A 22,308-nucleotide genomic window follows, 5' to 3' on the forward strand; every position below is an offset into this window, starting at 1 on the left:
ATGATCGCATAAAAAGATCCGTCAGGATACCGGGGGGAAGAAATTTTCGGTATTTTGGCGGATCTTTTTTGTTTGATCATCATCCCGGAAACACCGCCTCGATCGTCAGCGACTTCCCATCCTTCGTGGACGCCTGGATCTTTCCGCGGTGCGTGTTCACGATGGCTTTTGCGATCGCGAGACCGATCCCGTAGCCGCCGGTCGCGAAATTCCTCGATCGGTCGGAGCGGTAGAAACGGTCAAAAAGGTGCGGGAGCTCAGTAGGATCGACCTCAGATGCCGTGTTGAAACTGTGAGAACCGACATGCTGGAGCTGCTGAAGAAATTTCCGGATGATCAAAGATCCGGATTCCACGCGGTCCAGTATATCTGTTCCAGGATCAAATTGCCGGAGAGCATGATGGAGAAGTTAAAGAGGAAAGCGCTGCCGGAGACACTGGAGTCGGCACTCTGTGAAGTCCATGATGCGGTGGGAGTCCGGGTCATCTGTTCCTTTGCGGATGATGTGTTCCGGGTGGAAAAATGGCTGAAAAGTCAGGAAAACTATGAACTGGTCAAAGAAAAGGACTACATTTCATATCCGAAGCCAAACGGGTATCGCGGGATCCATCTGATCCTTCGAGGAATGACCGGAAAAACGGCGGGAACTTATGTGGAGATCCAGCTCCGGACGATCGCCATGGATTTCTGGGCGAGCCTGGAACACCAGCTGAAATATAAAAAGGAGATCGGACATGCGGCGATGATGAGCGGGGAATTAAAGCAGTGCGCGGATGATATCGCGTCCGTAGATCTTTCGATGCAGACGATCCGCGATATCATCGAGACGGAAGAGTGAAAAGCTCTCAGCCGCGGATCCGCGCATGGATCCCGGAAGTGAGATTCGGGTGTTTCAGACCGCAGATCCGCTGTTTCGGGCTGCCGCCGATGAAGACGCGTTTCCAGACATCCTGGTCCAGTTCATCGTCATGGACATACACTTCGATATCGGTCATCGGCGGGAGCGGAGTTCCGCCGAGCGTGAAGCTGCCGGATGGATCCTGGATCAGGATCCCCTCTTTCACGACGTCTTTCTGCATATAAGAAGCGGCAAACTGAGCGGAGGAGAGATGTGTGATGAGTTCCAGCATCAGGTCGATCTTCAGGCTTTCCTCGGCGGACATTTCCTGTTTATTCAGAGCGCTTGTGAGTACGGATTCATATTTTTCGAGAAAATTTCCGCATGCGGATTCCAGCGTGGAGAGATCCTGCTTCAGTTCGTTTGTGATTTCCATAAAGACATCCTCCTTTAAATATATTTGGGAATTGAGAAACCTGCTCCGGAAACGGCAGCAGGATTATTTTTCATGATGATAATCCAATAATTTCCACAAATGACATTCACTGAATGTCATCGGTGTTTCAATAATAACATATATTGTTTGGAGTGACAATCAGTGAATGCCAAACAAGGAGTGTTATTATATGTATAAAAATAAAACAATATCCGGCAGGAACAATATCTGCGGGATCAAAATTCATGAGCTTCGCTGTGCGATGACGGATGTATCGCAGAAGCATCTGGCGGACATGCTCCAGCTCAAGGGACTGGATCTCGATAAGAATGCGATCCAGAGGATCGAGAGCGGGAAGCGGTTTGTGACCGATATTGAGCTGCGTTATTTCGCAAAGGTCTTAAACGTCAGTTATGAGGCACTTCTGGATCCGGATGTTCCTGAGAATGAGTAAAAGCTTTTGTGTAGTAATTTCCCGCAAACAGATCTGAACGTGCTTTCGACCGTCTGTTTGAGGAAAAATCGTCTTTTTCCTGGAAGAGAAGACCGATATGGTACGGAAAACCGCCGTCAAAGATGCGGTGGTAGGCGGGACTTCCGTCCTCACGGATCAGGAGTGTTTCCAGCGGAACCTGAAATAATTCACCGAGTACCAGCATATTCGGGAGGGAAGGAAAGGATTCCCCCCGGAGCCATTTATAGATCGACTGGGGACTGTCCAGTTCCAGCGCGTCCTGGAGATCCCGCACGGTCATTTTTCTTCTTCGCATTTCATCCCGGATCTTTTTTCCGGTCAGTTTTTTCGACAGATTTTTCATACTTTCAATCTTATCCTCCATATTTCCAATCAGAACAGATCAATATCAACTGTCGGACATAAAAAACGTTGCCGGCAGCCGGATGGGAAAGTATTCAATATATTTTCAAGGGAAACGGACGGCGGATCCTTGCCGGCCGGTGTGAAGATCTGAAGCCTTTGTTCTGCAGGCAGGTCTATCATACTATAAAATTCCGGATTTGTCTTGAACTAAAAGGTTAAAATGAGAAATTTTATGAAAAAATATCAGGGAAGTGGATCCGGGGAGATGTACAGCTTACAGCGGGAAAGACAGAAAATGCACATTTTTCAGATGTAATGGGAAATAAAGATAAAAAAGATGGAAAACAGGAATCCGGCAGGACTGTCTTATCCCCGGACAGGAACCGGGAAAATGGTCTGCAGGGAATCTGTTTTCCACCTCTGAAAAATATAAATGATGTTATTTTAAGCATTGGAGACTGAGCTGCTCCGCTCCGGTTACTTTTCCTGACGTGCCTTTAACGGAAGGATTTCTTTCCGATACACATAGCCGAGGCAGACTGCACTGAAAATGATCGCGAAAACTTCGGCGATCGGGAATGCGAACCATACGACGTGAAGTCCTCCGAGTTTCGCAAAAACAAATGCGACCGGGAGAAGAACGACCAGCTGACGGAACACGGAGATCCATAAGCTCAGCATGCCGTGACCAAGCGCCTGGAACATGGAAGAGCAGACGATGGAGAATCCGGCGAACAGGAAGCTCAGGGAGATGGTCCGGAGTGCCGGGATGCCGATGGAGAGCATGGTGTCGGAGGCGCTGAAGATCATTAGGAGCTTATCCGGTATGAGCTGAACGACCGCTAAACCGATCAGCATGATCGTTACGGCATACATGGCAGCGAGCTTCAGGGTTCCCATGATGCGGTCCGGCTTTCCGGCGCCGTAGTTGTAGGCGATGATCGGGACCGTTCCGTTGTTCAGACCGAAGACCGGCATGAACACGAAGCTCTGGAGCTTAAAGTAGATGCCGAACACCGCAGTCGCCGTGGAGGAGAATGCGATGAGGATCTTGTTCATTCCGAAGGTCATGACACTTCCGATGGATGCCATGATGATGGACGGAATACCGACTGCATAAATATGGCTGATGATCTCGCTGTTTGGTTTAAAGTCACGGAGAGAGATCGTGATCTCATGGTTTCTCGTCTTGTTAAAGAAGAAACCGAGACAAAAGGCGATGATCTGCCCGATCACGGTAGCGCCGGCCGCACCCGCGATCCCGAGAGCAGGCGCCCCGAAATAACCGAAGATCAGGATCGGATCCAGAACGATGTTGATGATCGCGCCGAGACCCTGGGTGTACATGGAGTAGATCGTTTTTCCGGTGGACTGTAAGAGACGCTCACAGGCGATCTCCATGAAAAGTCCGAAGGAAGCGATCGTGCAGACTCTTAAATAAGTAGTTCCGAGATCCACGATCTCCTCGATATCGGTCTGGAGACAGAAGAACTGTCTTGCAAAGCAGAGGCCGAAGAGTGCAAATACGACATAGCTCAATGCAGCAAGGAACAGAGCGTGATCCGCAATCTTGTTGGCGCGTTCAAAGTTCTTTTCCCCAAGGTTTCTCGAGAGGGCGGCGTTGACACCGACGCCGGTTCCGGTCGCAACGGCGATCATCAGGTTCTGGGCCGGGAACGCCAGGGATACGGCGGTCAGGGCATTTTCACTGAGCTGTGCGACGAACATACTGTCGACAATGTTATAAAGTGCCTGGACGAGCATCGAGATCATCATCGGCACGGACATGGAGATCAGAAGCCGGTTTAGCGGCATGACTCCCATCTTGTTTTCTGTTGCCATAGAACATGACTCCTTTCATACATACATCCCTGCCTGTTTTCAGAAAAGAAAAAATGTAGGTAACGATTCATCAGGTCTGCGCAGTTGCTGCGCTGACCGTAAGAAAGCCTTGACTTGAGGGAAAAATTCCATCGGCGCAGCGATCTGGAATGGATTTTTGCTCATAGCTTGCCATGCATCCGAAGGGAAGCTCCGGGGGAGATTCCAGTAGGTGTGAAGGTACTGAACAGTTACAAATGTGGAAAGACTGCCGAAAGTTTGTACTTTGGCAGTCAGGATTCCTGAAAAAGGCATACTGTCTGGCATTATACGACAAATAAAAATGTTCGTCAACATAGATCTCATAGGTTGCCGTGCCGGGGGAAGAGTTTTGCTGATCTTAGCGGATTTTGCCGGATTGACAAAAGGGCGGGGGCGGCGTATCATAAAAACGATGCGGTAATTTTTGCGGACAGAGTGTGTCCGTGTACTGCAGCATGAAAATTTCATGGTTTCCGTCTGAGAAAAACGAGGAAAGCTGTGTACAGAGCAGAGAGCGGAAACTTATATTAATGAATAGGAGAGAAAGAATGATCCAGGAAATCGCCCCACATAAATTTGATCTGACTTACGGACAGCCGAAGGCGCAGGATGAGGACTTTGTCCTCTTTATCAAGAAGAGCAAGACACTTTTGAGAAAAACAGCTGAGGAGAATCATGAGATTCCGAAGTTTTCTGATTTCCAGGAAGACAAAGAAGCGCTGAAAGAGAACGCGTACTATCTGTTCGCGATCGATGGAAATCATTATTATTATGTGACAGAGATGCCGGAACATGTCTCCGACGCATATGAGCTCTGCCCGACAGCGGCATATCGGAAGATGCATCCGATGTACCAGGCGTTCGCAGGGATCACTGCTACCCAGCTTCACCGCTTTAAGGAGAGCAGAAAGTACTGCGGATGCTGCGGTCACCTGATGGAAAACAGCAAGACCGAGCGCGCGCTGGTATGCCCGGAGTGCGGACAGACTGAGTATCCGAAGATCTCCCCGGCTGTGATCGTTGCGATTTCCGATGGGGACCGTCTCCTGATGTCCAGATACCGTGTGAACAACAATCCGTACCGCGGATATGCGCTGATCGCCGGTTTTGTAGAGATCGGAGAGAGTTTTGAGGAGACGATCCACCGCGAGGTCATGGAGGAAGTTGGCCTGAAGGTCAAAAATATCCGCTATTATAAGAGCCAGCCGTGGGCATTCTCCGACACGGAGATGATCGGATTCTTCGCGGAGCTCGATGGACCGGACAAGATCAAGCTTCAGGAGGACGAGCTCTCCGAGGCTGGCTGGTACCACCGCGATGAGATCCCGGATGAGACGATGATGAACAGCATTGGAAGTGAGCTTAAGATGGTGTTCAAGTACGGAAGTCTCGAGAAGTTCTATGAGGCGACCGGGTATCACGACGAAAATTAGGGATATGGGAATATCGGATCAAGTGTGATCCTGATGGGGATCCTGCAGAAAGAATCGATGGCAGGTTGTAAATTGAAAAAAAGCCGGAGACTGAATTTCAGACTGTACGAGAAATTCAGTTTCCGGCTTTTTGCAACAGAAATTTTCTGCTAAAAAGACAGATGGATCAGGCTTTGCGGAATGTCCGGCAGAATTCCAGAAATTCTCGCAGGGTATCAGGAACATCCTGTGGATGATAACAGAATCCGATTACGCGTTTCGGAATCGGGATATCAAGCGGGATCTCGATAAGCGTACCGTTTTTCAGATCATCTTCGATGAAGTCTTTGATGACGCAGCCGATCCCGAGTCCGATCCGGGAGAACTCGATGAGGAGTTCCATGTCAGTCGTCTCGAGGATCTGGTTGATCTCGATCTGATTGTCGGACAGGTAGGCATCGACGTGTTTCCGGCTCATGTTGGAGCGGTTTAAGAGCATGATATTTCCGGTCTTAAAGATATCCGGGTCGTTTCCTTCTCTTAAATGAAGATTCTCCAGGTAGGCAGGCGTACAGACGAAGATGTCGCTGATCTCCATCAGGGGCTGGAAGTGGAGTCCTTTTCTGTTTTTTGGCTCAGCGACAAGGCCGATATCGATCTTTCTGGCATCGAGCATGTCGAGTGTCTGGTAGGTGGACTGGCTCTCGATGGCGATGTTTACATGTGGATATTTTCCGATAAATCCTTTTAAGTAGGGGAGGAGGACGTATTTACACAGGGTGTTGCTGACGCCGATCTTTAAGTTTCCGATATGGAAGTCATGGATCCGTTTGAGTTCGCGTTCGCCGTGACCGATGGAGTCGAAGGCTGTGTTCACATGCTGGAAGAGGATGGTTCCTTCTCTTGTGAGCTGGACTCCGCGGGAGTTTCGGTTGAAGAGTCTGGTTCCGAGGCTTTCTTCAAGTTTGCTGATGGCTTTGCTAATGGCGGGCTGGCTGATGTAGAGTTCTTTGGCAGCCCGGGAGATGTTGCCGCAGCGGGCTACCTCGTAGAAGATTTTGTATTGTGACAGATGTTGTTCCATGAAAATACCGCTGTCCTGTCAGGGACCGCAGGAACATAACCCCCTTTCATATGTGGTATTCGTATTATTTATAGCTATTATAATGAATGGGGGTGGGGATGTCAATATGAAATTGATGGCGAAAGGTACGCGCCGGTCGGCCTCCGGCTCCGGGCACTCGGGATTTTAGGGGCGGTTCCTCTAGACTTGCGGAAGAATGCTAAGGGCGGAGAAGATGGGACACAACTCGCTGCGCTCAAACAAGTGTCCCATCTCCTCCAACGCATTCTCCCGCGAGCCAAGAGGAAGCCAAGCTCCTGAAATCAGGCACCCGGATCCGGAGGCCGGCCGGCGCTGAAATTGGCTGTGCTGGGTGGGGATTGCAGGCGCTGCGCTGTGCGATCCTGGATAGTGGTGATGTCAGATGCGGTATGTTTTGAAGATTTCTGATATCTGGTACTGGACTGTGTGCAATCCTGGCTTAGGCGATCGCACAGAGGCCCAGTTCTTTTTTGAGGATTTCATCGACGGAGTCGAGGATTCCGAGGTGTGTCTCGAGATCGAGGTGGTCTACGGTCATTTCATTTTTTCGGGTGCAGCCGTCGACGCTGCCTGCGGCTACGGCGAGACGGAGAGATTCGGTCTCTTCGGCGCGGGTCGGGAGCAGGCTCTTCTCGGCGAGGAGGGAGCAGAGGGCGGCGATGCCGATGCCCCACCAGTTGGAGACGCCGCTTGCGAGTGTGAGATCGGCGGCTTCGGCGGTGCAGATCTTATCTCCGAACGGGACAAATGTCTCGATCACATTCCGGTAGGTTCCCATTCCCATTTCGTTTCCGCCGTCACCGATGGAGATCGTGACTGCTCCGGCTTTTTTTGCCTCGGAGAGGAAGAGGGCGGAGTCGGTGATCATGTCGTCGAGGACTTCACCGCGCATGCTGTGATAGTGGCCATTGGCGGCTTTTCCTGGGCGTTCTAAGGAGATGAAGTGGGTCGGGGAGAAGTTTTTGATGCAGCTTCGGATGAAGTCTTCGGTGTCTGTTTTTGGCAGCATCATGAGTTTTGCTTTAGGTGCGCGGTAGCAGACGACGTCGCTCACGATGGAGAAGGCGGGTTCGTCGGTGATCACGAGGACGGAGACGCCGAGTGCTGTCAGGGCGGCGGCGATATCGGCGATGCCGAGAGGTCCGTCTGTCTCGCCTACATAGGTTCCGTCTTCAAGGCGGACCGGGAAACCGGTGAGAAGGATCACGCGGCGGGCAGTGGAGAGTGTTTCAAGTGTTTCGCGGATCGGGTTGTCCGGCAGTGCTTTTAAGAGTCCGCGGTTTCCGAAGTCCTGTTTCATAATGGTATCCAGATCTTTAAAGAATGTCATGTTCATATCCTCCAATTGATGATCGGGCTGCAGGGAAGCGGAGATGGGATCGCCTGGGACGGTCCGGGGCTTTTGCGGCAGCGCGAATGTGATGAGAAGGAGAATGCTTTTTTCGTATCAGGGCAACAAAAAAAGCCACTGATCCCCTTGTTGGAAGATTCATGGCTCTTATTTACGGTGGGAGCATCCGGGCAGGAGTCCCGATAAATAAAAGAATCTGTTTTTGTATCTTTAGTTTAGTGGAAATGGGTGGAAATGTCAATGGAAAAAGGGAAATTCCGGTGGTATAATAAGCAGTAAAGTTACTTTTTATGGGTAGGAATTTTCTGAACTGAAAATTCCGTATGATACTGTTATGGCCGCAGATTTTGCCGATTTGGAATGCGAAGCATCGGCAAAATCCTGTTACAGTGCGCGGGCATGGAGTGCCCGTGTACTGTAACGCAGTAAGGTTATAAGTTGATCAATGGAAGTACAGAGTTTTGGGAAAAGGGGAATACATTATGGAGAACAGGAACACGATCCTCGTGGTCGGCCAGGCGAAGCCGAGCAAAGAGGATGCGATCTACAATCTGCACGGGGAATTTTATATCAGTCTGATCGTGGAGCGGGAGACTGGAAAAATTTTGGAGCTGGACTGCAATACGATCCTGGATGTGACAAAGCGGTTTGTGGCATCGATGTTTGTCGGAAAAAGTTTAAAGACGGATATTCCGGCGATCGAGAAGGAGATCCGGGAGCGGTATTTTGCGCTGACGCAAAAGCCTCTGATCGCGTGTATGAAGGACGCGTGCAACCGGTATCTCACGGCAATCGGGGAGAATTGTCCGCAGAAGAAGAGCTGAGGAGACTGAAAAGATGCAGGAATGTCTGATCAGACTGAGCTGAACGACCGGTTAAAGGAACTTTTAACAGAGCAGAGATGAGAACTATAACATAATTGTATAGATCTGGAAACAAAAGAGTATAAATTTTAACATTCTTAAGCCGGAGCTTGTCTCCGGCTGTTTTTTTCTTGTTTTTTCCGGGATGGATTGACAAGGGGAAAAAACATGATAAAGTTATGAATGCTGTTTTTCAAAACCCCATGAAAAAGCGGCAGATAGACAGAGGTCTGGCATGAAAAAATGATTCCACAGAAATATCCGGGAGACAGGTTTTCTGCGATATGTTGAGAAACATGTGACCCTGTTATCATGAAAATCTAAAGTATGAAAAAGGAGTACCCCACTTATGAGTTCGTGGAATGATGTAACGAAAAAGGTGCGCGGGATGCGGAAAAATTTCGCATTCCGCTGTGCGATTTCTTTTGTGGCAGTTCTGGCATCTGCCCTTTTGCAGTCCTATGTGATCCTGGCGTTTATCCGTCCGGCGGGACTTTTGTCCAGCGGATTTACAGGACTTGCGATCCTGATCGACCGAATTGCCGAGCTGTACGGATTTTCCGTATCGACTTCCCTGGCGTTAGTTGTCCTGAATCTCCCGGTCGCACTCATGTGCTGCCGCAGCATTAACGTGAAATTTACCGTATTTTCACTTTTACAGGTATTTTTCGCCAGCTTTTTCTTAAAAGTCTGCCATTATACCCCGTTGTTTGATGACCTGACCCTGAATGTGATCTTCGGAGGTGTTCTTTATGGACTCTCTGTTGTTCTCGCACTGAAAGGAAATGCATCGACCGGCGGTACCGACTTTATCGCACTTTATGTCTCAAATAAGACAGGAAAGTCGATCTGGAATTACGTGTTCATGGGAAATGTCTGCATCCTTGTGATCTTCGGACACATGTTCGGATGGAAATATGCAGGTTATTCGATCCTGTTCCAGTTCATTTCCACAAAGATGATCTCCACCTTCCATCACCGCTACGACCGCGTGACCTTACAGATCACGACCGAGAAGGCGGAGGAGATCATGAAAAAGTACGTCAGCCAGTACCACCACGGAATTTCCTGTGTGGAAGCGATCGGCGGTTACAGCCACAAAAAGATGTATCTGCTCCACACCGTGATCTCTTCCTATGAGATCAACGATATCGTCCAGCTGATCCAGGATGTGGATGAGCATGTGATCATCAACGTATTTAAGACGGAGAACTTCTACGGAGGATTCTACCGGGAGTCCCTGGATTAAGAAAATCAAAAAGTAATAAAGTAACTATTCAGTAGGTCTGCGCACTTGCTGCGCTGACCGTAATAAAACATGGGACGGAAGGCAAAAATCCCATCGGCGAAGCCGATCTGGAATGGATTTTTGCTCGTAACTTGCCATGCATCCGAAGGGAAGCTCCGGGGGAGGTTCCTGTAGGTGTGAGGGTACTGAACAGTTACGTAATAAATTACAGACAGCACACAGAACTCTGATTGTCGACATGGAAGGAGTACGTGTGCTGTCTTTTTATTTACGCGGACAACGAGCCAAAGTCCGCGCTTGCGCGAGACCTTGGCGACTGTCGCGATAACAAGGGGAAACTCGCGAATCGTGTTTTTGCTTGTTTGACAGGAAATTCCTGCGTTAAATGTTGCGTACATTCGACTTAATGATGCCGCACACACCTTTTCTCCAGCATTGTCACCGCCTGATACAGCACCGCCGACAGCACACACAGGATCACGATAGACATGATCACGAGGTCCAGTTTGAAGACCTGGCTGCCGTAGATGATGAGAAAGCCGAGGCCTGCCTGCGCGGAGAGAAACTCCCCGATGATGACGCCGACGAGACAGAGACCGATGTTGACCTTCATGTTGCTGATGATGAGAGGGACAGAACCTGGCAGCAGGACCTTTGTGAGGACATCTTTCTGCTTCCCTCCGAGCGTATAGATCAGCCGGATCTGATCCGGGTCCATGGAGAGAAAGCCGTTGTAGAGCGTTAAGATCGAGCCGAAGACCGCCACGGAGACGGCCGCCGTGATGATCGTTTTCATGTTGTTGCCGAGCCAGACGATGAGGACCGGGGCGAGGGCGGACTTCGGCAGGCTGTTCAGCATGACAAGATACGGCTCCAGGATCTTTGCCAGCCGCCTGCTGGACCAGAGCGCCACCGCACCGAAGATCCCGATGCATGTCACGAGAAAAAAGCTGAGCATCGTCTCAAGAATCGTGATCCCCGTGTGATAAAAGATCGTCCGGTCCGCCGCCATGGAAAGAAAACAGGAGAGCACGCGGGACGGAGAACTGAAAATAAAATCATTCAGGATCCCGATGCGGGCACTGACTTCCCAGGAAACAAGAAACAGGATCAGAAACAAGACCCGGCAGGCAAAAATCTGTCTGCGGATCCGCCGTTCCTGTTCCAGATAGCGATGCTGGGCGGGAGAGACGGAGAGCGCTTCCGTGGGGATCGCACCCCGCCGCCGGAAAAAAAGAAAAGAAGCGATATCATGAAATTTCATCCGCTCCACCTCCGATCCCACATTTCGGTCCGTCATTTTCATCCTTTAGAGGAACACCCCCATACTTCCGATCATTTCCGTCCAAAGCCATCTCATTACCTTCCCCTGAATTTCCAAGAATCCTCCACAATTCATTAAAATAAGAAGAAAACTCCGGATAATTCCGCCGCTTCAAAGGACTCGTCTCATGATCCGGAAAACGGATCAGAAGCTCCCCCTTGATCCGCCCGGGCCGGCTCGTCAGGACCAGGATCCGGTCTGCCGCGCTGACGGCCTCGGAGAGATCGTGCGTGATCAGGATCGCCGTCTTTTTCCGGCTGCGGATGATCGAGCTGATATCATCACAGACGGAGAGTCTTGTCTGATAATCAAGAGCAGAAAACGGCTCATCGAGAAGCAGAAGATCCGGCTCCAGCGCCAGTGTCCGGATCAACGCCGCCCGCTGCCGCATGCCGCCGGAAAGCTCGGACGGCCTTGCGTCATAAAAATACTGAAGCCCATACGCATCAAGAAGCTCTCTCAGCCGCCCGATATGCCCGGGATCACACTTCCCCTGAACCTCAAGCCCGAGAGAAGCATTTGAAAAAATCGTGCGCCACTCAAACAGATGATCACGCTGCAGCATATACCCGATCCCGGACGATCCCTTCGCGACCGGGATCCCATCCAGAAGGATCTCCCCCCGCTCCGGCGCCAGAAGCCCGGAAAGCAGCGAAAGCAGCGTAGACTTCCCACACCCCGACGGCCCAACAATACAAAGAAACTCCCCACTGTTCACATGAAACGATATATCAGAAAGGGCCTTCGTCTCTCCCTCCAACGTATGATAGGAGAAATCCACCCCATTCACTTCCAACTTCGGAGTCATGGACACCTCACAAACAGTATTTATTATAAAATATGAATCCATATCTGCACACGTGAACCGTTATCCATCAATCTCTCAGCCCCGTCCAGCGCCAGCGCAGACCACCCGCGTCTGGTGGGTGGCCTGCGCGTCCCCCTCGCCAATCCCCCAAACCGTAAAGATTCCGCAAGAAAACCGAAAGACAGAAGTCCAAAAAACGCAAGCTTTCCCTGCTATACTACTCCTTAGTATAAAAAACAACACAAACACCAAGGGAGTAAACCATGAGCAGTGAAGAAAAAATCTCACCTGATGAGTTCGATCAGGAACTGGAAGCTCTGATGAGCGGAAAAAAAGAACCAAAAAAGAAAAAAGGTGGAAAGAAAAAGAAGATCGCCGTTTCGGCAGCCGTCATCCTGGTCCTTGGGATCGCAGCCGGAAAGATCCTCGGCGGCGGAAAAGACATGGTCCCGGTGGTGGACACCGTAAACCCTGTGAGAAAAACGATCCAGAACCGCCTCTCCGTCACCGGCCCGGTATCCGGGACCGACAGCGTGGACGTCGTTTCCAACCTCCATGCGGAGATCCTGGAGATCCCGGTAAAAGAAGGGGACAAAGTCACAAAAGGACAGACACTGGCAGTCCTCGATGACTCCGATGTAAGAAAAACGGCAGATATCGCAAAAAACGATTACGATCTCGCAGTGAGCACCTGCGCGGAGAAAGACAAAGAAGCACGAAACGGCTACGCGAAAGCCATACAGGACCTGAACACCGCACAGGCGAACTACGACCGGACAAAAGCACTCTATGACGGCGGCAGCGTGCCGAAAGTAGACCTTGAGACTGCGGAAAACGGACTCAATGACGCGAAACGCGAGCGGGACTCCTATACCGTGAAGAATGGGACAGCGGTTGCGGACGATTCCTACCGCCTCCAGATCGAAAAGGCAAAATATGACTACGAGAAAGCGACGGAATCCCTGGAGGACACCGTGCTGAAAGCGCCGATCGACGGCACCGTGGTCCGCGTAAATACGAAAGTCGGCCGCTTTGCCGACAAGATGGAGAACGATGCCCCGCTGTTCGTGATCGAAAACCTCGACCAGCTGGAACTTGAGATCAAAGTCAGCGAATATTCGATCGGAAAAGTCGCACTCGGACAGGAGGCGGAGATATCAGCGGACATTTTAAATGGCGCAACGGTCCACGGAGTTGTCGACTCGATCTCCCCGACCGGAGAGGAAAAAGGCGGCGGTTCTACCGAACGCGTCATCCCGACAACGATTCGGATCACGGACAGCGATACGAAGCTGATCGCCGGGATCACCGCCCGCGCTTCGATCGTGCTGGAGGAATCGGAAAACGCCCTGACAGTCCCTGTGTCGGCAGTCATGGAGAAAGACGGGGCAGCTTATGTCCAGGAGCTCACGGACGGGGTCGTCTCCTGGGTTCCGGTCACCATCGGCGTGGAAGGAGATGTGGAGGCGGAGATCATCCCGCAGGAGGGCCATGCGCTGGACGAAAATTCGCTTCTGATCGCGGAGCCGGGAGAGCAGTATCCGGAAGGAATGGCTGTCAATTCAGCGGCAAAACAGGGGGAATAAGAGATGTTTGAAAAATGGAGAGGAGCTGCCTGGCTTACGGAAAATGTGACGGACGAGCTGATCCGCCTGGAAAATCTCGTGAAGATCTATGACACGGGCGCGATCCGGGTCCTGGGATTAAAAAAGATCAACCTGACGATCCGCCGCGGGGAATTTGTGGCGATCATGGGCCATTCCGGATCGGGAAAATCCACCCTGATGAACATTCTGGGCTGTCTCGACCGCCCGACACTCGGTCATTACTATCTGGATGGGATCGACACGGCGGCGCTGTCGCCGGATGAACTCTCGGCGGTGAGAAACAAAAAGATCGGTTTCGTATTCCAGTCCTTCAATCTGATCTCACGCACATCGGCATTAAAAAATGTGGAGCTGCCGATGACTTATGCGAGGATCCCGAAGAAAAAACGGACGGAGCGTGCCATGGAACTTTTAGATTGTGTGGGACTTGGCGCACGTGCCGGTCACATGCCGAACGAGATGTCCGGCGGACAGAGACAGCGCGTGGCGATCGCCAGAGCTCTCGCAAACGAACCGCCGCTGATCCTCGCGGATGAGCCGACGGGAAACCTCGACACGGCGGCATCGATCGAGATCATGGAGATTTTTGCGGAGCTCCACAAGGCTGGAGCCACGGTGATCGTGGTCACCCACGAGGAAAACATTGCCGCCTTCACGGATAGGATCATCCACTTTTCCGACGGACAGATCATCAAAGATGAGATCAATGAGAATCCGACAAAGGGGAGCGGGGAACTCCACATGAAGGGCCTCTACCGACATTTCCGGGAGACAGCCGGAACAGAGAGCGGGGTGAGTTCATGTTAGGGGAAAATATGGTCATGGCGTTCCATGCCATCATGGCGAACAAGATGCGTTCCTTTCTGACGATGCTCGGCATCATCATCGGGATCGGCTCCGTCATCTCGATCGTCTCCATCGGAGACACCATGCGGGGACTGTTTGCGGATCTCTACAAGGATGCGGGAACGACGCAGGCAGTCGTGTCGATCGGATACTGGGTCGAGGACGTGCGGGACAGCGATTATTTCACATTGGATGACCTGGAGAAGATCCGGGAAGTGTTTGCAGACGAGATCGCATATATCGACAGTTATGCGAGTGTGAGTCCGGATGTCCGCGTGGGTCGGACTTCCATGAAATTTGATCTTCAGGGAGTCGACCGGGATTATCAGGAAGTACAGCCGGTGACGATGGTTGCCGGACGGTATTTAAACGAGAGTGATATCCTTGGAAGAAAGAAAAACGTGGTGATGGAGGCGGAGAGCGCCGGAAAACTTTTTGGAACGGAGGATGCGGTCGGGAAGACATTCCGGACGACGATCTACGGGGACACGGACCTCTATACCGTAGTCGGCGTCTATAAAAAGGAGATGAGCGCGTTTCAGAAACTGCTGATGGGCGGTTCCAGCGATACAGGGTCCGCATACATTCCGTACACGTTGCTCACCTGGCCGAATGATACGTTTTATTACTGCCGCTTATATGCAAAAGAAGGAACCGATATGGTGGATCTCATGTCCCGCCTGACCGCCTATCTCGGAAAATTAAAAGGGCGGAACGCAGGAGATTTCTATACGAACACGGTGGCGGATGAGATGGGAAGCATTGACAGCATGATGGGAGGACTTTCCATGGCGGTCGGCGGGATCGCGGCGATCTCCCTGATCGTCGGCGGGATCGGGATCATGAACATCATGCTGGTGTCCGTCACGGAGAGGACCCGGGAGATCGGGATCCGGAAAGCGCTGGGCGCGAGGACCAGGGATGTCCTGATCCAGTTCCTCACGGAGTCGGCGATCCTGTCCGCCCTGGGCGGGATCATCGGCGTCGTACTTGCCGTGACCGTTGTGACGGCGGGAGGTGCCGCGTTTGGACTCCCGGTCGTGATCCGGCCGGGGATCATCATTCTTGCAGTGTCATTTTCGGCGGTTGTCGGAATTTTCTTTGGAATCTATCCGGCATCGAAGGCCGCAAAGGCGGATCCGATCGACGCGCTGCGGTACGAGTAAAAAAGTCTGCGATCCCCTTTAAGAATTTACGCGGCTAATCTGTTTGCAAGAATGTTCAGCGCCGTGTATAATTATGAAATGAACTGCCGCCTGGTGTTCCGGACCGGAGAGAGTCGGGAGTCATTTCTTGAATATGCAGCGCTGGCAGCCGGAAACCTGATCCTGGACAACATGATCCTCGGGATCCTTGTGAGGGGAGGAATTCCTCTCTACGTGGCAAAGGTCATGACGGAATGTACCATGTTCCTGTTCAGCTGGATCGTGCAGCATCAGATCATATTCAGAAAGAGAGGAAAGCAGTATGGGATGGGAGTTTGATATCTTAAACGGGATCCAGTCGGTATTTCAGTCGGATCTTATGGATCAGATTATGCCTGCAGTCACCGCTCTCGGGAACGGCGGCATCTTCTGGATCGCGGCAGGACTTGTTTTTACTTTATATAAAAAGACGAGAACATTTGGAATCTGCATTCTGACAGCACTGGTCTTTGAGGTACTGAGCTGCAATGTGATTCTGAAACCTCTGGTCGCAAGACCGCGTCCGTTTACTTCAGATCCGGCGAGAATCCTTTTGATCCCGAGACCGGAAGATTATTCGTTTCCGTCTGGACATACGGCGGTATCCTTTGCTGCAGCGTCAGCCGCCTGGTTTATGAAGAAGAGAAAAACAGGTGTGGCTTTTGGGGCCGTCGCATGCCTGATCGCATTTTCGAGACTGTATCTGTATGTCCATTATCCGACGGATGTATTGGCCGGGGCTGTCATTGGAATCCTCTGCGGGGCAGCCGCTTCAAAACTGACAGAGATGGTAGCGGCGGCCCGAGAGGCACGAAGAGATTCCGGCCCGGAAATTCCGGTCGGGAAGTTATGAAAGAGGGAGAACCATGGAGAAAAAGCCGGGAATGTCGCTGAGTTTGAGCTTCTGAGGTTCATGGCGCAGAATCCGAATGCCGTATTTTCAAAGGATCGTCTCTTTGAGGCAGTCTGGGGATACGATTACGTCTCGGACGCGGCGACTGTGTCAGTCCATGTGAACAGGATCCGGGAGAAGATCGAGGACGATGCGAGAAATCCGAAGATCCTCGAGACGGTCTGGGGAGCGGGATACCGGTTGAATTCATAATTATAACATGAAAAAACCGCTTAAGGATTTCCGGATCCATAAGCGGTTTTGATCAATTTTTTCCTTTTTTTATTCTACAAGAGCTCCATTTACATCAACCGTGTGTCCATCCGGAGTTACACAGTCAACCATGAGAGTTCCCTTGAATCCGTCGCCTTCCTCATGGAAGTAGTACCATTTGCCGCCGATCTCATGCCATCCGGTAAAGAGGGCGCCGGTCTCAAGGTCCATGTAGTACCAGTTGCCGTCATCTTTTACCCAGCCGGTCTGCATGATGTTGTCATGACCGAAATAGTACCAGGTTCCGTCGATCTCCAGCCAGTAGTCAGTTGCTTCGAGACCTTCTGCGAAATGATATTTCCAGGTGCCGTCAGCGAGTTCTTCCCACGCACCGCCAGCCGGGGATTTTAAGCCGCGGAGACGACCGCCGTTTACACTGCGGTACTGTTTAGGATAAGTCGGCTCTGTTGTGTCAGCAGCCTGTGCTGTGATCATTGTTCCGAGTGCCAGAGTTGCAGCGAGAGCTGCGATACAGATCTTTTTCATGAAAAATACCTCCTGGGATTTCCTTTTCCGGTATCAGACTGCATATAAAAAATATGAAATCTGCCGTTTTTTCTACGAACTTATCTATATCCTAATATGGAAACAGAAAAGAGTCAATAAAAAGTGGCAAAATAGCGGCAAATAGAGAGTGAAAAGGCGACAAAAATGCGGCGGGAGCTCTCACAGGCAGGAAATTTTGGGGTTGCTTTGTCATAGTGAGAAATTTCGTGAACTGAAAATTTCGTACAATCCTGTAACGTTTTCTGAACATGGAATTCCACGTGATATTGGAGTGAAAATATGAGAAAAAAGGGAAATAGAAAAGTGTTGTCAAGTTTTCGGGTTTGTGATAAAATGAGTGGCACAGTTTTGTGGATGACACAATTTCGATGAAACCGGCGGTTTTATGGAATTTTCTGCCCGGAATAAGGGCGGACGGACCGCCTTTTTGGATTCACTTTTGCGTTGATGGAGGCAGATATGAAATATAAGTGTCTGATCTTTGATCTCGATGGAACACTGGTAAATTCGATCCATGCGCTGACCTACTGCACGAACCTCGCTCTTGAGAAGTTCGGGCTCGGTCCTCTGACGGAGACTCAGATGAAGACGATCGTCGGGGATGGATATAAGATGCAGATGAAGCGTTCTCTGGCCGCCTGCGGAGATACGGACGAAGCACATTACGAGGCAATCTTACCTGTATATATGGAGATTTTCGGAAAATACTGTAACTATGAGATGCATCCTTACGATGGGATCATGGAGCTCACGGCGAGAGCGAAGGAACTCGGTCTTAAGATCGCGGTCGTGTCCAATAAGCCGGACGCTCAGGCGAAAAAGACGGTGGAATACGTGTTCGGAACAAACTATTTCGACACGGTGATCGGGGAGCAGGAAGGTGTCCCGAAGAAGCCGGATCCGTCAGGGGCGCTGAAGGCGGCGAAACTCTGCGGTGCAGATCCGTCGGAGTGCCTGTATTTTGGTGACACGAACACGGATATGAAAACTGGAAAGAATGCGAAGATGACGACCGTTGGAGTTCTCTGGGGATTCCGGGGGCGTGAGGAACTTGCCGCATTTCATCCGGAATTTCTGTTTGAAAAGCCGCAGGATATCTTAAAAGAGATAGTCGGGTGATGATACCGGAGGAGACAGATTGAAATATTTTAAGAAAACAAGACGAAAACGGGTGGAAGCATGGCTCATTGCAGCGATGTTTCTTTTTGGTTCCCTGACCGGGTGCGCTTCTGTCAGGGACACACACGGGAATGTGGGAACTCCAGGAGACGGGAAGCTGAAGGTTGTGACGACCTTGTTTCCGTATTATGATTTCGCAAGACAGATCGCCGGTGACGTCGTGGATCTTTCCATGGTGATCCCTGCCGGTCAGGACAGCCATTCGTTTGAACCAACGCCTGCAGATATCCGACTGATCCAGAATGCGGATCTTCTGATCTGCAACGGCGGAACGATGGAACAGTGGGTGACACAGGTGCTCGGATCCCTGGATGCCCCGGACCTGAAGGTCATCACGATGATGGACTATGTCGATGTCGTTCAGGAGGAAATCGTGGAAGGAATGGAAGATTCTGGCGACGATCATGGACATGATCATGCGCATCATGACGAGGAAGACGGTGACCATGCAGATCATGACCACGATACGGAGGACCATGACCATGCGGATGACGACCATGCCTACGAGATCGAGTATGACGAGCATATCTGGACGTCTCCGGTGAATGCCATGAAGATCACGCAGGTGATCGCGGATACGCTGGAGGAGATGGATCCGGCGGATGCGGCGGTTTTCCAGGCGAATGAGGCGGATTACCTCGGGAAGCTGAAGAATCTCGACCAGGAATTCCGGGATGTCGTGGACGGTGCGGATCTTGACCTGATCGTCATGGCGGATAAGTTCCCACTCCGCTATTTTGCGGACACCTACGGACTCCGCTACCGGGCAGCGTTTTCCGGCTGTTCGTCCGACACGGAGCCGAGCGCGAAGACGATCGCTTATCTGATCGACAAAGTGCGGGAGGAACAGATCCCGGCGGTCTACTATCTGGAGCTTTCCAGCCACCGGGTGGCGGAGATCATCAGTGAGGAGACCGGAGCGAAGCCGTTATTATTCCACTCCTGCCACAACGTGACGAGGAGAGAATTTGAGAGCGGCGTTACCTATCTGCAGCTGATGGAACAGAATGTTGTGAATTTACGGGAAGGACTTTATCGATGAACCAGCCTTTATTAAAATGTGAACATGTGGACTTTGGATATGAAAATTACGATGTGGTGAAGGACGTGTCCATGGAGATCGTTCCCGGGGATTATCTCTGCATCGTCGGTGAGAACGGATCCGGAAAGAGTACGCTGATGAAGGGCCTTTTAGGGCTCTTAAAGCCGACCGGGGGAGTCCTCACGATCGCGGACGAGTTAAAACGGTCCGGCATCGGATATCTCCCGCAGCAGACGCCGGCGCAGAAGGATTTCCCGGCAACGGTCCAGGAGGTCGTACTTTCCGGCTGTCTCGGAAAGCGCGGAAACCGCCCATTCTATTCTGCGGCGGAGCGGAAGATCGCACAGGTCAACATGGAAAAGCTCGGGATCACGGATCTGAAAAAAAGCTGCTACCGGGATCTCTCCGGCGGCCAGAAGCAGAGAACACTGATCGCGAGAGCGCTCTGCGCGACCGACAAGCTCCTGATCTTAGACGAGCCGATCACCGGTCTCGATCCGGCATCGACCCAGGATTTCTATGCGGTGATCCGCCATCTGAACAGAGATGAAAAGGTCGCAGTCCTGATGGTCTCCCATGATATCGGGAACATCGTGACTCAGGCGAACAAGATATTACAGTTGAAACAGACAGTCCAGTTCTACGGGACTGTGGAAGAGTATAAAAAATCGGAATTTGGAAGAGAATTCCTCGGAGGTGAGAGCTAAATGGGACTTTTACAGGAAATGTTTTCCTATCCGTTTCTGGTGCGCGCGATGATCGGCGGGATCTGTATCTCTCTGTGCGCGTCGCTTTTAGGCGTCAGCCTTGTATTAAAACGGTATTCGATGATCGGTGACGGACTGTCCCATGTATCGTTCGGTGCCTTATCGATCGCAGTGGCGTTTAACTGGGCGCCTCTCGCGGTGTCGATCCCGGTCGTCGCAGCCGCAGCGGTCCTGCTCCTTCGGATCACGGGAAACGGAAAGATCAAGAGTGACGCGGCGATCGCGATGATCTCTGCAGGATCCCTGGCGATCGGTATTATCGTGACCTCCCTGACAACGGGAATGACGACCGATGTGAGCAGCTATATGTTCGGAAGTATCCTCGCCATGAGCCGTGAGGACATGTATCTGAGCGTGGTGCTCTCCGTGATTGTCCTCGGAATGTTTGTGATCTGTTATAATAAGGTCTTTGCAGTGACGTTCGACGAGAGCTTCGCAAAGGCGACCGGCGTGCGCGTGTCGGCCTATAACCTTCTGATCGCGGTCCTTACTGCGATCACGATCGTCCTCGGAATGCGGATGATGGGTGCCATGCTGATCTCGAGTCTTGTGATCTTCCCGGCGCTGACCTCCATGCGGATCTTTAAGAGCTTTTTCGGTGTGGTCGTTTCCTCCGGCGTCGTGTCGGTGGTGTGTTTCTTCATCGGACTCGTTCTTTCCTATGTATATTCGATCCCGGCAGGAGCGAGTGTGGTGGTCGTCAATCTCGTGATGTTCGGGGTGTTCTGCATCGTTCAGATCCTGAAGCAGAAGGTGCGGTAAGAAAGATATGCTTTCTTCCGGTCAGCGCAGACAGATGCGCAGATCTGCGGAAAACTTCATAATGAGAAAAAATCTCAGATACTGCCGCTTTCCGAAAAATAAAGGAAAGCGGCAGTACTTGACTTTGCGGGAAAATGTGTTAAAGTTAGTAAATGGTAACGAAAAATGAAAGTGCTATGAGAAGACGGATTCGCAGTGATCTGAAAACTGCGGCATGTGTTCCGGTCTGCGGATGAGAAGAAACACCGGAAAACAGACCTGTCAGAACTACAGAAACATGGCACAGGTGACAAGAAAGAGGTGTCATTATGACAAAGATCGATATTATCTCCGGTTTCCTCGGAGCCGGAAAAACAACATTTATAAAGAAGCTTCTGAAAGAAGCGATCGCGGGTGAGAAAGTAGTCCTGATCGAGAATGAATTTGGTGAGATCGGAATCGACGGCGGATTTTTAAAGGATTCCGGAATTGAGATCCGTGAGATGAACTCCGGATGCATCTGCTGTTCCTTAGTTGGTGATTTCGGACGTTCCTTAAATGAAGTCCTCACAAAATATACACCGGACCGTGTCATTATCGAGCCGTCCGGCGTCGGCAAACTTTCTGATGTCATGAAGGCAGTATGCGACGTTGCAGGCGAGATCGACGTTGTATTAAACGGTTCTGTTACGGTTGTTGACGCACAGAAGTGCAAGATGTACATGAAGAACTTCGGTGAGTTCTTCAACAACCAGATCGAGAGCGCCGGAACGATCGTTTTAAGCCGTACCGATGTCGCTGACGCTGACAAGGTTGCACAGTGCGTTGAGATGATCCGTGAGAAGAACCCGAAGGCAGCGATCGTGACAACGCCGATCGACAAGCTGACTGGTGAGCAGCTTCTTGCGATCATTGAGAAACCGACCGATGATATGGCTGAGAAGCTTCTTGAGGAAGTAAAAGAAGGTCATCACCACCATCATGACGATGACGAGGAGTGCTGCTGTGGCCACCACCATCATCACCATGACGACGATGACGATGAGGACGAGCATGAGCACCACCATCACCATGACGATGACGAGGAGTGCGGCTGCGGTCATCACCATCATCACGACGATGATGACGATGAGGACGAGCATGAGCACCACCATCACCATGACGATGACGAGGAGTGCGGCTGCGGTCATCACCATCATCA

24 protein-coding genes and 1 pseudogene are annotated in these 22,308 nt (G+C 51.1%); 16 read left to right on the top strand and 9 right to left on the bottom strand.

The window, feature by feature from the left end; all coding sequences use genetic code 11:
• Positions 1-79: 79 nt before the first annotated feature.
• The gene (locus GPK90_RS19120) at positions 80-340 is read right to left on the bottom strand and encodes an ATP-binding protein (RefSeq protein WP_346011258.1); all 261 of its coding nucleotides are present in this window, start codon (positions 338-340) and stop codon (positions 80-82) included.
• Between GPK90_RS19120 and GPK90_RS12795 the strand changes: the two genes are divergently transcribed.
• A complete protein-coding gene (locus tag GPK90_RS12795) occupies positions 305-838 on the top strand; it encodes a GTP pyrophosphokinase (RefSeq protein WP_215703155.1) in 534 nt (177 codons plus the stop codon). The genes GPK90_RS19120 and GPK90_RS12795 overlap by 36 nt on opposite strands.
• Positions 839-845: 7 nt before the next feature.
• Here the strand turns inward: GPK90_RS12795 and GPK90_RS12800 are convergent, their stop codons facing one another.
• A complete protein-coding gene (locus GPK90_RS12800) occupies positions 846-1,274 on the bottom strand; it encodes a hypothetical protein (protein ID WP_118298497.1) in 429 nt (142 codons plus the stop codon).
• A 190-nt stretch (positions 1,275-1,464) separates the two neighbouring features.
• On the opposite strand from GPK90_RS12800, the gene GPK90_RS12805 reads away from it, so the two are divergent.
• Positions 1,465-1,728 (top strand): helix-turn-helix domain-containing protein, encoded by a 264-nt coding sequence (locus GPK90_RS12805; RefSeq protein ID WP_118529503.1) that lies wholly within the window; start codon positions 1,465-1,467, stop codon positions 1,726-1,728.
• Here GPK90_RS12805 and GPK90_RS12810 read toward each other — a convergent pair.
• Positions 1,682-2,092: a helix-turn-helix domain-containing protein gene (locus tag GPK90_RS12810; protein ID WP_147352701.1), complete on the bottom strand. Its 411-nt coding sequence runs from the start codon at positions 2,090-2,092 to the stop codon at positions 1,682-1,684. The genes GPK90_RS12805 and GPK90_RS12810 overlap by 47 nt on opposite strands.
• 479 nt (positions 2,093-2,571) lie before the next feature.
• Positions 2,572-3,936 (bottom strand): MATE family efflux transporter, encoded by a 1,365-nt coding sequence (locus GPK90_RS12815; RefSeq protein WP_215703156.1) that lies wholly within the window; start codon positions 3,934-3,936, stop codon positions 2,572-2,574.
• Between the two features lie 569 nt (positions 3,937-4,505).
• Between GPK90_RS12815 and nudC the strand changes: the two genes are divergently transcribed.
• Positions 4,506-5,390 (top strand): NAD(+) diphosphatase, encoded by an 885-nt coding sequence (nudC, locus tag GPK90_RS12820; RefSeq protein ID WP_215703157.1) that lies wholly within the window; start codon positions 4,506-4,508, stop codon positions 5,388-5,390.
• 166 nt (positions 5,391-5,556) lie between these two features.
• Here the strand turns inward: nudC and GPK90_RS12825 are convergent, their stop codons facing one another.
• Together GPK90_RS12825 and GPK90_RS12830 are read right to left on the bottom strand one after the other, a co-directional pair.
• Complete coding sequence (locus tag GPK90_RS12825) at positions 5,557-6,453, bottom strand: LysR family transcriptional regulator (RefSeq protein ID WP_118298492.1); 897 nt, start codon at positions 6,451-6,453, stop codon at positions 5,557-5,559.
• A 460-nt stretch (positions 6,454-6,913) separates the two neighbouring features.
• The gene (locus GPK90_RS12830; RefSeq protein ID WP_215703158.1) at positions 6,914-7,804 is read right to left on the bottom strand and encodes a DUF4392 domain-containing protein; all 891 of its coding nucleotides are present in this window, start codon (positions 7,802-7,804) and stop codon (positions 6,914-6,916) included.
• Positions 7,805-8,307: 503 nt separating this feature from the next.
• On the opposite strand from GPK90_RS12830, the gene GPK90_RS12835 reads away from it, so the two are divergent.
• Complete coding sequence (locus GPK90_RS12835; protein ID WP_118298490.1) at positions 8,308-8,649, top strand: DUF3870 domain-containing protein; 342 nt, start codon at positions 8,308-8,310, stop codon at positions 8,647-8,649.
• A 388-nt stretch (positions 8,650-9,037) separates the two neighbouring features.
• Positions 9,038-9,937: a YitT family protein gene (locus GPK90_RS12840; RefSeq protein ID WP_486463671.1), complete on the top strand. Its 900-nt coding sequence runs from the start codon at positions 9,038-9,040 to the stop codon at positions 9,935-9,937.
• A gap of 403 nt (positions 9,938-10,340) precedes the next feature.
• Here the strand turns inward: GPK90_RS12840 and GPK90_RS12845 are convergent, their stop codons facing one another.
• Positions 10,341-11,201: an ABC transporter permease gene (locus GPK90_RS12845; protein WP_118529509.1), complete on the bottom strand. Its 861-nt coding sequence runs from the start codon at positions 11,199-11,201 to the stop codon at positions 10,341-10,343.
• The gene (locus GPK90_RS12850; RefSeq protein WP_215703159.1) at positions 11,188-12,069 is read right to left on the bottom strand and encodes an ABC transporter ATP-binding protein; all 882 of its coding nucleotides are present in this window, start codon (positions 12,067-12,069) and stop codon (positions 11,188-11,190) included. The genes GPK90_RS12845 and GPK90_RS12850 overlap by 14 nt, the downstream gene beginning before the upstream one ends.
• 263 nt (positions 12,070-12,332) lie before the next feature.
• Between GPK90_RS12850 and GPK90_RS12855 the strand changes: the two genes are divergently transcribed.
• The 6 genes and pseudogenes from GPK90_RS12855 to GPK90_RS12880 all read left to right on the top strand — a co-directional run.
• Positions 12,333-13,655, top strand: a complete 1,323-nt coding sequence (locus tag GPK90_RS12855; protein ID WP_215703160.1) for an efflux RND transporter periplasmic adaptor subunit — start codon at positions 12,333-12,335, stop codon at positions 13,653-13,655.
• A gap of 3 nt (positions 13,656-13,658) precedes the next feature.
• On the top strand, positions 13,659-14,483 hold the full coding sequence (locus GPK90_RS12860; protein WP_215703161.1) for an ABC transporter ATP-binding protein: 825 nt from the start codon (positions 13,659-13,661) through the stop codon (positions 14,481-14,483).
• Entirely contained in the window at positions 14,477-15,688 is a 1,212-nt protein-coding gene (locus GPK90_RS12865) for an ABC transporter permease (protein ID WP_215703162.1), read from the top strand. The genes GPK90_RS12860 and GPK90_RS12865 overlap by 7 nt, the downstream gene beginning before the upstream one ends.
• Before the next feature lie 24 nt (positions 15,689-15,712).
• Positions 15,713-16,006, top strand: a complete 294-nt coding sequence (locus GPK90_RS12870) for a GtrA family protein (protein ID WP_346011264.1) — start codon at positions 15,713-15,715, stop codon at positions 16,004-16,006.
• Positions 15,990-16,559 (top strand): phosphatase PAP2 family protein, encoded by a 570-nt coding sequence (locus tag GPK90_RS12875; protein WP_215703164.1) that lies wholly within the window; start codon positions 15,990-15,992, stop codon positions 16,557-16,559. Before GPK90_RS12870 ends, GPK90_RS12875 begins: the two co-directional genes overlap by 17 nt.
• A 39-nt stretch (positions 16,560-16,598) precedes the next feature.
• A pseudogene (locus GPK90_RS12880) lies at positions 16,599-16,811 on the top strand (winged helix-turn-helix domain-containing protein); the annotation flags it as partial.
• Between the two features lie 69 nt (positions 16,812-16,880).
• Here GPK90_RS12880 and GPK90_RS12885 read toward each other — a convergent pair.
• Positions 16,881-17,357, bottom strand: coding sequence for a hypothetical protein (locus tag GPK90_RS12885; RefSeq protein WP_118321592.1), 477 nt, complete (start codon positions 17,355-17,357; stop codon positions 16,881-16,883).
• A 480-nt stretch (positions 17,358-17,837) separates the two neighbouring features.
• Between GPK90_RS12885 and GPK90_RS12890 the strand changes: the two genes are divergently transcribed.
• The 5 genes from GPK90_RS12890 to GPK90_RS12910 form a co-directional block, all read left to right on the top strand.
• Positions 17,838-18,497: an HAD family hydrolase gene (locus GPK90_RS12890; RefSeq protein ID WP_215703166.1), complete on the top strand. Its 660-nt coding sequence runs from the start codon at positions 17,838-17,840 to the stop codon at positions 18,495-18,497.
• A 19-nt stretch (positions 18,498-18,516) separates the two neighbouring features.
• Positions 18,517-19,599, top strand: coding sequence for a metal ABC transporter solute-binding protein, Zn/Mn family (locus GPK90_RS12895; RefSeq protein WP_346011259.1), 1,083 nt, complete (start codon positions 18,517-18,519; stop codon positions 19,597-19,599).
• Positions 19,596-20,306 carry a metal ABC transporter ATP-binding protein gene (locus GPK90_RS12900; RefSeq protein ID WP_215703167.1) on the top strand — a complete coding sequence of 237 codons (711 nt, stop codon included), beginning with the start codon at positions 19,596-19,598 and terminating at the stop codon, positions 20,304-20,306. Before GPK90_RS12895 ends, GPK90_RS12900 begins: the two co-directional genes overlap by 4 nt.
• Complete coding sequence (locus GPK90_RS12905; protein ID WP_118529516.1) at positions 20,307-21,128, top strand: metal ABC transporter permease; 822 nt, start codon at positions 20,307-20,309, stop codon at positions 21,126-21,128.
• Between the two features lie 308 nt (positions 21,129-21,436).
• Positions 21,437-22,308, top strand: an 872-nt coding sequence (locus GPK90_RS12910; protein WP_252197454.1) for a GTP-binding protein, incomplete at its 3' end; no start/stop codon positions are given.

Source organism: Clostridium sp. MCC344, from assembly GCF_018785365.1.
Taxonomy (GTDB): domain Bacteria; phylum Bacillota; class Clostridia; order Lachnospirales; family Lachnospiraceae; genus Pilosibacter.